The sequence below is a fragment of the Streptomyces misionensis genome (assembly GCF_007896895.1).
Taxonomy (GTDB): Bacteria; Actinomycetota; Actinomycetes; order Streptomycetales; family Streptomycetaceae; genus Streptomyces; species Streptomyces misionensis_A.
Window position 1 is genome coordinate 1409 of the sequence record NZ_VOGW01000110.1, and the last position, 6091, is coordinate 7499.

General features: G+C 70.9%; 4 protein-coding genes. 1 reads left to right on the plus strand and 3 read right to left on the minus strand.

Annotated elements, in window-relative coordinates; translation table 11 throughout:
* The first annotated feature begins 136 nt into the window (after positions 1-136).
* Positions 137-1162 (plus strand): glycosyltransferase family 2 protein, encoded by a 1026-nt coding sequence (locus tag FRZ03_RS19500; protein ID WP_146466459.1) that lies wholly within the window; start codon positions 137-139, stop codon positions 1160-1162.
* A 42-nt stretch (positions 1163-1204) separates the two neighbouring features.
* Here FRZ03_RS19500 and FRZ03_RS19505 read toward each other — a convergent pair whose 3' ends face one another.
* The 3 genes from FRZ03_RS19505 to FRZ03_RS19515 all read right to left on the minus strand — a co-directional run bounded on the left by FRZ03_RS19505 (position 1205) and on the right by FRZ03_RS19515 (position 6087).
* Positions 1205-2800, minus strand: coding sequence for an LCP family protein (locus FRZ03_RS19505; protein WP_146466462.1), 1596 nt, complete (start codon positions 2798-2800; stop codon positions 1205-1207).
* Positions 2801-2934: 134 nt separating this feature from the next.
* Positions 2935-4806 carry an LCP family protein gene (locus FRZ03_RS19510; protein ID WP_146466460.1) on the minus strand — a complete coding sequence of 624 codons (1872 nt, stop codon included), beginning with the start codon at positions 4804-4806 and terminating at the stop codon, positions 2935-2937.
* 231 nt (positions 4807-5037) lie between these two features.
* Positions 5038-6087, minus strand: coding sequence for an LCP family protein (locus FRZ03_RS19515; RefSeq protein ID WP_261399259.1), 1050 nt, complete (start codon positions 6085-6087; stop codon positions 5038-5040).
* Positions 6088-6091: the final 4 nt, after the last annotated feature.

Here is a 6091-nt window from a genome sequence, read left to right on the forward strand (position 1 = left end):
GGCTGGCCAAGGGACACCTCCGGACGAGGCCGTACGTGGGATCCGTGAGCACAGTAGGCCGATACGATCTCCATCCCGCGTCACGGCCCCGGCGGCGCGCACCGCTGTCCCCCGTTCGCGGTAACGTGAGCGTCCTATGAACGCCAAGCCCGACGTGCGGTTCCCCGCTGTATCCGTGATCATGCCCGTCCTCAACGAGGAACGGCATCTGCGCGGGGCCGTCCAAGCGATCCTCGCGCAGGAGTACGGCGGCGAGATGGAGGTCGTGATCGCCCTCGGTCCGTCCACGGACTGCACGGACGAGATCGCCGCCGCGCTGGTCGCCGAAGACCCACGCGTGCACACCGTCCCCAACCCGACCGGCCGCACGCCCGCCGCGCTGAACGCGGCGATCAAGGCCTCCCGGCACCCGATCGTGGTCCGCGTCGACGGCCACGGCATGCTCTCGCCGAACTACATCGCCACCGCCGTGCGGCTCCTGGAGGAGACCGGCGCGCAGAACGTCGGCGGCATCATGCACGCCGAAGGCGAGAACGACTGGGAGCACGCGGTCGCCGCCGCGATGACCTCGAAGATCGGCGTGGGCAACGCGGCGTTCCACACGGGCGGTCAGGCGGGCCCCGCCGAGACCGTCTACCTCGGGGTCTTCCGGCGCGAGGCGCTGGAGCAACAGGGCGGCTACAACGAGGAGTTCATCCGTGCCCAGGACTGGGAGCTGAACTTCCGCATCCGCGAGGCGGGCGGCCTGATCTGGTTCTCACCGGAGCTGAAGGTCTCCTACCGGCCCCGCCCCTCGGTGCGGGCCCTCGCCAAGCAGTACAAGGACTACGGTCGCTGGCGCCATGTCGTCGCCCGCTACCACTCCGGCTCCATCAACCTGCGCTACCTCGCCCCGCCGACCGCGGTGTGCGCGATCGCCGCGGGACTCGTGGTGGGCGTGGCCGTCACCCCCTGGGCCCTGGTGATCCCCGGCGGCTACCTGGCCGCGATCGCCGCGGGCTCCGTCCCCGCCGGCAAGGGCCTGCCGGCCAAGGCCCGCCTCCAGATCCCCGTGGCCCTCGCCACCATGCACATGTCCTGGGGCTGGGGCTTCCTGACCAGCCCGAAGTCGCTGGCGAAGCGGGTCATCGCCTCGCGCCGGCCGGCGGTGCGCGGCGCCTGACGGTCCGCCGGGGCCCCTTCCCGCGAAGGGGCCCCGGCGCCCTCACCACTGATAGGGCTTGTAAACGTCCATGCAGTCGGTGTCCGCGCCGTTGATGGCGTCGGCGTTGGACGGGATGTCGCCGGCCTTCGGTTTGGACTGCTTGGGGAAGACGGTGCCGCTGCGCCAGTCGGCGCCGACCACGACCGTGACCCCGGAGACCCCGGTGGACTTGCGCACTGCGCTCGCCGGGATGCTCAGCGCCTTCGCCACGCCCTGCGCGTCGCCCTCCAGGTCCGCGCTCGGGTACTCCACGACCGTCTTGTCCTCGGACAGCGAGCCCGAGGTGTCCGCCGCCGCCCTGCCGAAGCCCTGCGCCACGAGCGCCTGCGCGACGGTCCTGGCCCGCCCCGGTGCCGCGGCCTGCGCGGAGGAGCCGGTGGCGTTCTGCACCAGCACCCCGAGCCGGGACGGGTCGGTGGACGGCGTCAGCGTCGGCCCGGGCTTGTCCGCGACCGGCTTCGAGGACCCCTTGCCGCCGTTCTTGTCGAGCGGGACGTCGTCGCGCAGCATCTCGAACAGCCGGTCCGCGTCCGTCTGGTTGGGCACGACGTGGTTGTCGGGGTCCCGCGGGTCCGGGAGGTTGGGCATCGTCACGCTCGTGATGCGGTTCGTCGGCACCGACTTCATCTCCATGGCGAGGTCGTACAGCTTCTTGACCGTGCCGATCTCCTCGGAGACCTTGAGGGACTTGACGGCCGAGTCGGCCAGGTCCATCAGGCGCCCGCTGTCGGTGAAGACGTTCTCCGACTTGAGCGTGCGGATCATGGAGTTCAGGTACATGTGCTGGGCGCGCGCCCGCATCAGGTCGCTGCCCCAGGCGTGCCGGGTGCGCAGCCACTGGAGCGCCTGAACGCCCTTGACCTTGTGCGTCCCGGCCGTCAGCTTCAGTCCGGAGCCGCCGCGCTGGGCCGCGGTCGGGCGGTCCCAGACGTTCTGCTTCACACAGACGTCGACACCGCCGATGGCGTCTGCCATCTTCACCACGCCCGCGAAGTCGATCGTCATCCAGTGGTCGATGTAGACCCCGGTGAGGTTCTCCCAGGTGGCCAGCGTGCAGCCGGCGCCGCCCCGGCCCAGGGTGGTGTTGATGATGTCGTTCGTCGGGGGATAGACCTTGCCGGTGTCGGGGTCCGTGCACTTGGGGATGGCGACCCGGGTGTCGCGGGGGATGCTCACCATCGCCGCGCTCTTGCGGTCGGCGGATATGTGGATGAGCATCTGCACGTCCGCGAGCGGCGGGTCCCCGACGCTGCTCCTGCTGCCGCCCAGCTTCAGGTTCTCGGCGGAGTTACGGCTATCCGATCCGAGCAGCAGGATGTTCAGCGGGGTCTGTCCGGCGGCGTTCGGGGCGGTCTTGCGCGCCTTGGCGTCACCGCTGCTGCGCTCGCCCTTGCGTATGCTGCCGTTCAGGTGCTGGTAGTAGAGGTAACCCGCGCCCGCCGTCCCGAGTATGACCACCGCCAGCACCGTCGCCGACCAGCGCAGCGCGCGCCGTCCCCGGCGTGGCCGGTCCTCTCCGGGACCCCCCGCGCGCCGCCCGCCCCCGTGCCGTCCGGCACTGTCCGACGGGCTCGCCGTCCGCGGTGTGAGCGCCATCGTGTCGTCCACTTCGGCAGCGTCACCCCGCACTTCGCTCTGCGCCAATCTCCCTGCCCTCCCCGCCCCTTGCGCCATGCGACGGGCCCGTCCCGCGTCGGATTGTTAGACGCACGACGGGCCCGCAGGGTTACCTATGAGGCGCACTTAACCTCGTCGGCCGTTGACTTGTCGACCTTCGGCGCCTTCTGCGAGGCGGTCAGCGGCACGCCCGCGCCCTTGAAGTCCTTGCTCAGGGTCAGGGTCATCGCGGGCAGGCCCTGGGAGTTGACGACGCTCTTGCCCGGCTTGAGCGCCGAACCCGGCAGCCCCATCAGCGCGGCCAACTCCCTGGCCTGGTCGGCCTGTTCGGGGGCGTACTCAAGTGTGGTCCTCGTCAGCTGCGCCGGAGCGTCGCCCGCGTTCTCCGACTTCAGCACGCCCTCGGTGTTCTGCAGCCAGGTGAGGACCGCCTGCGCGCTGCCGGTCGCGGCACCGCCGTTGAGGATGCGCACCCGTACGTCACCGGGCGCGGACCTGCTGCCCTTGAGCCGGGCGTTCTGGGCGTCCTTGGCGGCCTTCTGCTTGCGCTTCACGTCGGTGAACGAGACGTCGTTCTGTATCGCCTGGAAGACCGGGGGGGCCGCCGACTGGTTGAGGACGACGGTCACGGGGACCTTCTCGGCGGGGTTGTCCACCACCGGCACCGTGGTGAAGGTGACGTTCTTCGGCGGCACCTTCTTCAGCTCCAGCGCCATGTCCTTCAGCGTGCTGATGTTGTCGATCCCGGTGTCCACGGTGAGCGCCTTGGTGGCCGCGTCCGCGAGGGCCAGCAGCTTCGAGGGGCTGGTGAGCGTGTCGCTGGAGGACATCTTGCGCATCAGCGAGCCCAGGAACTGCTGCTGGACCTTGATGCGGTCCAGGTCGCCGTGGTTGCCGAAGCTGTGCCGGGTGCGCACGAAGGCGAGGGCCTGCTCGCCCTTGACCACCGACTTGCCCGCGGGCAGCTTGAGATGGGAGTCCTTGTCGTCCACGGGGTGGGCGACACAGACGTCGACGCCGCCCACGGCGCTCGACAGCGTCTTCACCGCGTTGAAGTCCGCCATCATGAAGTGGTCCACGTGTATGCCGGTGACCTCTTCCACCGTGCGCATGGTGCAGCCCGGGTCGCGGCCGTCCTGGCCGAGGCTGGTGTTGAAGCGCACGTTCTCCGCGCCGGGGACCACCTTGGTCGAGCCGTCGGGCTGCTTCGTCGGGCAGTCCGGGACGTTCACGATCAGGTCGCGCGGGATGCTCAGCGCGGTCGCGTTGCTGCGGTCCTTCGAGACGTGCAGCAGGATGTTGGTGTCCGCGTGCCCGACGCTGCCCTTGTCGCCGTAGCCCTCGTTGCCCTTGCCGGTCCGCCGGTCGGTGCCGATGATCAGCAGGTTGAAGGCCTCGTCCTTGCTGAAGCCCTTGGAGCCCGCGTCCCCGACGTCGGTCGAGCTGATGTTGCCCTCGAGGTGCTTGAGGTACATGTACCCGGTGGCGCCCGCGGCGACCAGCGCGAACGCGGTGCCGCCCGCGGTCCACGCCAGGACCTTCTTGACCTTCGACTTCTTCTTCGCCGGCCGCCGGCCGCGGCGCCCCGGCGCCGGCTCGGGCTCGGTGCCCCGGCGGCGGGAGGAGCGCGGCGGGGGGACGTCTCCGGCGCGCGCCTTGTCCCCGGCGCGCCCCTTCTCGGCGCGCCCCTTCTCCGCGGCGCGCGTTCCGCCCCGGGCGCGGGTTCCGCTCCCGGCGCGCGCGCCGCCCTCGCCGTGAGCGCCGTCCTCCGCCCCCACCTGGCTCATCTCACGGGTCTCGCCGGACACCATGTCGTTACGACGCCGCCGGCCACCGCCGTTCTCGGTGGACGGCCGCCGCGGACCGGGTACCGATTGCGTTCCGGAAGGGGGCAGTCGCAGTTCGTATTCGCCGGTGTTCGGATTGAGTACCCACTGGTCTGCGGGATCGATGTTGTCCGCCCGCCCACGGCCTTGCGCGTCCACGGTTGTCCGAATCCTCCGTCGGGGCCACGCGGCGCCTTCCCCCTCAAAGGCGCTCGGGTCTCGGTGAAACAGTGCACGACCCCAGGTCGGACCTCGTGGCCACGTGCACCGGATCGCTCACACTATCCGCCCAGTTCAGCGTCAAGCGACGCCGGTGACAAATTCGTCGTCCCTACAACTGGGCAATCCGCCTCATTTTCTGAACGGAAGTCCGTCTCCTTGGCGAATGCCTTACTCGCAGCCGTGCTCCGCGGCCGTGTTGCCGGTGAAGACGGGCGCCGGAGAGGGGTGGCCCTTTGTGCCTTTTTGCGCCCCCTGCCGGGGCTCCGGCGCGGCGTCTGCGACCGCCACCGGCCGGTCCGCGCGCAGCCGGGCGAACAGCTTCTCGGCGGCGGGCTCCGCGAGTTGGTCACGATCGGCGTCCTGGACGTACGGCTCCCTCGGCACCGTCAGGAACCGCACGTGTTCGGTGGGGATCTCGTGCAGCACGCGCACCAGCCGGTACAGGGCGACCGGGCTCGCCAGGCCGGGATCGGTGGTGAGGGACGCGGTCGCCGCGTTCAACACGGCATAGAGCCGCAGCGGGTTGAGCAGTACGTCGTTGCCGCGCACCCTGGTGACGAGGGCGCCGAGGAAGCGCTGCTGCCGCCGCATCCGCTCGGTGTCGCTGCCGTCGCCCACCGACTCCCGTGCCCGCACGTAGCCGAGGGCCTGCTCCCCGTCGAGGGTGACCCGGCCCGCGGGCAGCCGCAGTCGGGCCGCCTTGTCGTCGATGGGCTCCTTCAGACAGACCGGCACCCCGTCGACGGCGTCCACCAGGTCCTTGAACCCGCTGAAGTCCACGACCATGTGGTGGTCCACGCGGATGCCCGTCAGCTTCTCGACGGTACGGACGGTGCAGGCCGAACCGCCCAGCTCGAAGGCCTGGTTGAGCATCGTGAACACCGGCGCGCCGCGGCTGCCGTCGGTCCGAAGGCAGCCGGGAACGCGCACCATCAGGTCCCGGGGCAGGGACACGGCGGTGGCGCTGCGCCGGTCGGCGGCCAGGTGCAGCAGGATCGTGGTGTCCGACCGCCGGCTGCCCAGGTCCCGCCCGTAGCGGGCGTTGCCGCTCCCGGCCCGGGTGTCGGAGCCGATCAGCAGGATGTCGCGGGCGCCCGGCACCAGGTCCGGGGGCCGCTCGCCCGCGTGCCGGGCGAGTTCGGCGGCGGCCGCGTCGTCGGCCCGGATGTTGTCACTGAGCCTGGCGTAGACCGCCCACCCGGCCCCGGCGGCCGCCACGGCC